The following is a 5677-nucleotide window of genomic DNA, read 5'->3' on the forward strand; positions in this document are numbered from 1 at the left end:
GATCGAACGCCCGCCTCGCCTCCTCGCCGACGCGGCGGCGCACCGCCGCCTCCCGATCCGCCTCGCTCGACAGATCTTCCACCGGGAGGCTGAACCCGCCGAAGGGCACGATCACCTGCACCGGCGAGCCGTCCACCTCCGTGAAGGTGGTCCGCAGCGACTCGTGACGCCGGACGATCTCGCTCAGGCTCCGCTCCAGCGCCGCCCCGTCCAGCGCACCGCCCAGGCGCCATGCCATGGGGATGTTGTAGACGGCGCTTCCCGGCTCCAGCTGGTCGATGAACCAGAGCCGCTCCTGCGCGAAGGAGAGCGGCAGCGCCCCCGTCCGCTCCACCGGCACCACCGGCGGAAGCACCGGCAGCTCCGCGCGCCGCATCTCCTCCACGCGCGCGGCCATCTCCGCGGTCGTCGGCCCCTCGAACAGCGCCCGCAGCGGCAGCTCGACGCCGAACACCTCCCGGATGCGCGAGACCACCCGCGTGGCGAGCAGCGAGTGCCCGCCCAACTCGAAGAAGTTGTCGCGCACCCCCACCCGCTCCAGGCGCAGCACCTCCGCCCAGATCCCCGCCAGCACCTCCTCGGCCGGCGTCCGCGGCGCCACGTACGCGTCCTCCGCCGCCCCGTACTCCGGCGCCGGCAGCGCCGTGCGGTCCACCTTCCCGTTCGGGTTCAGCGGAATCCGGTCGAGGACGACGAAGGCGGCCGGCACCATGTACTCCGGCAGGCTCTGGCGCAGGTGCTCGCGCAGCGCGTCCGTCTCCACCTCGCCCACCACGTACGCCACCAGCTGCCGGTCACCCGGCCCGTCCTCGCGCGCCACCACCAGGGCCTCGCGCACCGCCGCGTGCGACGCCAGCGCCGCCTCCACCTCTCCCGGCTCGACGCGGAAGCCGCGGATCTTCACCTGGAAGTCGTTCCGCCCCAGGAACTCGATCCTGCCGTCCGCCAGCCACCGGGCCAGGTCTCCCGTCCGGTACAGCCGCGCGCCGGGCTCGCCACCGAAGGGATCGGGGACGAACCGCTCCGCCGTCAGGTCGGAGCGCCCCAGGTAGCCGCGCGCCACCCCCGCGCCCCCGATGAGCAGCTCTCCGGGCACGCCCACCGGCACCGGCCGCCCCGCCCCGTCCACCAGGTACACGCGCACGTTCCCCGTCGGACGCCCGATGGGCACCGTGGCCCGCGCTTCCTCCGGCGCGCAGTGGAGCGCCGCCAGGGCCGTGGCCGCCTCGGAAGGACCGTAGAGGTTGTGGAGCGCCACGTGCGGCAGCCGCTCGTGGAAGCGCTGCAGCAGCGCGACCGGCAGCGCCTCGCCCCCGCAGAGCACCCGCTCCAGCCCCGTGCAGAGCTCCACCCTGGGGTGCTCCAGCAGGACCTGCAGCATGGAGGGGACGAGGTTCACCGTGGTGATCCCCTCCCGGTGCAGCGTCTCCAGCAGGTAGTCCGGGTCGCGGTGACCCTCCGGACGGGCGAGGACCACCCGCGCGCCCACGCTCCACGGCCAGAACAGCTCGCGCAGGGACCCGTCGAAGTTCAGCGACGTCTTGCAGAGCATCGCCGGGCCCATCCCCCAGGCCTCCTGCCCCCAGACCAGCCGGTTGACCACGTTGCGATGGACGTTCATCACCCCCTTGGGTCTCCCCGTGGAGCCCGAGGTGTAGATGACGTAGCACAGGTGGTCGGGAGTGAGATTCCCACGATCCGGGTTGGTCGCGGGACGGCCCGCCCACTCCGGCGCGTCGGCTTCGACGTCGATCGCCGGGATGTCCGAGTCCGCGAAGAGCGTCCCGGTCGCCGCGTGCGCCAGCAGGAGCCGGGGACGGCTCTCCTGGAGCATCTGGCGCAGCCGGTCCGCCGGATATGCCGGGTCGAGCGGGACGTAGGCGCCGCCCGCCTTGAGGATGGCCAGCAGCGCCACGGCCATCTCCAGGCTGCGCTCCATGCAGATCCCCACCCGCACGTCCGGTCCCACGCCGCGGCCCTTCAGGTGGTGGGCGAGCCGGTTGGCGCGCGCGTTCAACTCCGCGTACGAGAGCGACTCGGCTTCGTACGAGACCGCCACCGCCCCCGGCGCGCGCTCCACCTGCGCCTCGAAGAGGTGGTGGATGCACAGCTCGGCGGGAACCTCCGCCTCCGTCGCGTTCCACTCCCCCAGCACCAGCGCGCGCTCCGCCTCGCCGAGCAGGTCCAGCCGCGAGAGGCGCACGTTCGCTTCCGCGGCGACCTGCTCCAGCACCCGCTCCAGGTGCCCCAGCATCCGCCGGGCGGTGCCCTCGTCGAACAGGTCCGTGCTGTAGTTCAGAGCCGCCCTCAGACCCCGCGGGTCATTCACGAACGCGAGGCTCAGGTCGGACTTCGCGGTCTCGGCGTCCGGGTAGACGGGCTCGATCCGCAGCCCCGGCAGGCCGAGCCCGGAGCCGTCCGGGTTGTTCAGCGAGAACGACACCTGGAAGAGCGGCGAGTGGCTCAGGGACCGCTCCGGCTGCAGCTCGGCCACCAGCTTCTCGAAGGGAAGATCCTGGTGCTCGTACGCGCCCAGCGTCACCGCCCGCACCCGCCGCAGCACCTCCCGGAAGCTCGGATCCCCACCGAGATCCGTCCGCAGCACCAGGGAGTTGATGAAGAAGCCGATCAGCTCCTCCACCTCCCCGCTCGTACGCCCGGCGATCGAGCTCCCCACGACGATGTCCTCGCTCCCGCTGTACTTCGAGAGGAGCACCTGGAAGGCGCCCAGCAGCGTCATGAACAGCGTCGCGCCCTCGCTCCGTCCCAGCGCCTGCAGCCGCTCCAGCACCTCCGGGGAGAGCTCCGTCCAGACGGCGGAGCCCCGGTGCGTCCGCACCGCCGGACGGGGACGGTCGGTGGGCAGGTCGAGCACCCTGGGCGCGCCCGCCAGACGCTCCTTCCAGTACGAGAGCTGCCACTTCAGCGACTCCCCCTCCAACTGCTCGCGCTGCCAGACGGCGTAGTCGGCGTACTGCACCGGCAGCTCCGCGAGCGGCGACTTTCTGCCCTCGTGGTACGCCCCGTACAGCGACGACAGCTCGCGGAAGAGAACCCCCAGGCTCCACCCGTCGCTGACGATGTGGTGCATCGTGAGCAGCAGCACGTGGTCTTCCTCGTCCACCCGCAGCAGCACCGCGCGGAAGAGCGGCCCGGCCGAGAGTTCGAACGGACGCCGCGCCTCCTCGCCGGCGCGGCGCCGGACTTCGGCTTCGCGATCCACGTCCGCGAGCCGGGAGAGATCGTCGATCGGAAGCACGAACCCGCCAAAGGGCGCGATCACCTGCACGGGCGCGCCGTCGACTTCCGCGAACGTGGTCCGCAGCGCCTCGTGACGCCGGACGATCTCGCCCAAGCTCCGCTCCAGCGCCGCCTCGTCCAGGGCGCCGCCCAGGCGCCATCCCACGGGGATGTTGAAGGTGCTGCTCCCCGGGGCGAGCCGGTCCAAGAACCAGAGCCGCTCCTGCGCGTAGGACGCCGGCTCCGTGCGCGGCCGCCTCTTCTCGGCCAGGATCTTCCGGAGCAGCTCCTGCTTCTGGAGGCGGGACAGTCCGGCGGTGGAATCGACTTCAGGCATCCCGGTTCGATCCTTCACGATTGGGTGCTCAGGAGAAGGTCCAGCTCGTCGTCGGACAGCTCGTCGAGGCTGGAGATCGAATCATAGGGATCGGACGCGGGGCTCCTGCGCACCACGGGGGGCAGCAGCGGCACCTCCGCGCGGCGCATCTCCTCCACGCGCACCGACAGCTCCGCCACCGTCGGCCCTTCGAACAGCGCCCGCAGCGGCAGCTCCACCGAGAGCACGGCCCGGATGCGCGACACCATGCGCGTGGCCATCAGCGAGTGGCCGCCGAGATCGAAGAAGTTGTCGTGCACCCCCACCCGCTCCAGGCGCAGCACCTCCGCCCAGATCCCCGCCAGCACCTCCTCGGTCGGCGTCCGCGGCGCCACGTGGCGCTCCTCCGCCGCGGCGTACTCCGGCTCCGGCAGCGCCCGCCGGGCCACCTTCCCGCTCGGCGTCAGCGGCAGCGACTCCAGCACCACGACCGCCGACGGCACCATGTACTCCGGGAGGCGCCCCTTCAGGTGCGCCCTCAGCTCGGCGGGGGTGACCGCCGCCGGCTCGTCCGCCACCACGTACGCCACCAGCCGGCGGTCGCCCGGCGCGTCCTCCCGCACCACCACCACCGCCTCGCGCACGTCCGCGTGGTCCGACAGGACGGCCTCGACCTCCCCCGGCTCGATCCGGAAGCCGCGGATCTTCACCTGCTCGTCGGTCCGTCCCAGGAACTCGATCCCGCCATCCGCCAACCACCGCACGCGGTCGCCCGTGCGGTAGACCCGCGCTCCCGGGACGGTCGCGAACGGATCGGGGGAGAAGCGCTCCGCCGTCAGCGCCGGGCGCGCCAGGTAGCCGCGCGCCAGGGAGTCGCCGCCCAGGTACAGCTCGCCGGGAATGCCGATGGGCGCGGGCCGCAGCCGCGCGTCGAGCACGTAGCACTGTGTGTTCGCGATCGGCCCGCCGATCCCTGGCAGCAGCGGCCACCCGGCCGGATCTCCCTCCAGCGCGAGCGCGGTGACCACGTGCGTCTCGGAGGGGCCGTAGTGGTTGTGCAGCGGCGCTCCCAGCGCGGCGAACCAGCGCCGCATCGGCTCCGTGATGCGCAGCTGCTCCCCGGCCGTCTGCACCTCGCGCAGCCGCGAGGGCACCACGCCCCTCGCGTCCGCCACCTCGGCCAGCTGCTGCAGCGCCACCGCCGGCATGAAGAGCCGCTCCACCCCGGCGCGCTCCATCACCTCCAGCAGCCCCGCCGGGTCGTAGCGCAGCTCCTCCGCGATCAGCACCACCCGTCCCCCTGCCATCCAGCAGGAGAAGATCTCGTGGAACGAGGCGTCGAAGCTGATGGTGGCGAACTGCAGCGTGACCGCGGCCCCCGGCACGCGCCAGTCGCCTGCCTGCCAGGCGAGCAGGTTGACCAGAGGCCGGTGCGGCATCGCCACGCCCTTGGGCCGCCCGGTGCTCCCGGAGGTGTAGATGACGTAGGCCAGGTGGCCGGGCGCGACCGGCACCCGCGGACGCGCGGCGCTCTGTCGCGCGATTTCGGCTGCGTCGGCGTCCAGGCGGACCACCGGGGTCTCGCCCGCGGGAAGCCGCTCCGCCAGGCTCCGCTGCGTCAGCAGCACCCGCGCGGCCGAGTCTTCCAGCATGTACGCCAGGCGCTCGGCGGGGTAGGCGGGATCCAGCGGGACGTAGGCCGCGCCCGCCTTGAGGATCCCCAGCACCGCGATCATCATCTCCGGGCCACGCTCCAGGCACAGCCCCACGCGCGCGTCCGGACCCACGCCCATCCCGGCCAGGTGCCACGCGAGCCGGTTGGCCCGCTCGTCCAGCTCCCCGTAGGTGAGCTCGCCGCCCTCGAACACCACGGCCACGGCGGCCGGCGTGCGATCCGCCTGCGCCTCGAAGAGCTGGTGGATGCAGCGCTCCCGCGGGTACGCGGCGTCCGTGGCGTTCCACTCCGACACCACCTGCCGCCGCTCCGCATCGTCCATCAGCGCCAGCTTCGAGAGGCGCACGTCCGCATCCGCGGCGACCTCTTCCAGCACGCGCTCCAGGTGCCCCAGCATCCGCCGGATCGTGCCGCGGTCGAACAGGTCGGTGTTGTATTCGAGCCCG

At 72.7% G+C, this 5677-nt stretch carries 2 protein-coding genes; both read right to left on the bottom strand.

Annotated elements, in window-relative coordinates:
• Positions 1 to 3577 (bottom strand): amino acid adenylation domain-containing protein (locus VF746_30525; GenBank protein HEX8696794.1); only part of this gene is annotated, 3577 nt, incomplete at its 3' end.
• A 14-nt stretch (positions 3578 to 3591) separates the two neighbouring features.
• The coding region (locus VF746_30530) for an amino acid adenylation domain-containing protein (protein ID HEX8696795.1) at positions 3592 to 5677 on the bottom strand (2086 nt) is incomplete at its 5' end.

Source organism: Longimicrobium sp., assembly GCA_036389795.1.
Classification (GTDB): domain Bacteria; phylum Gemmatimonadota; class Gemmatimonadetes; order Longimicrobiales; family Longimicrobiaceae; genus Longimicrobium.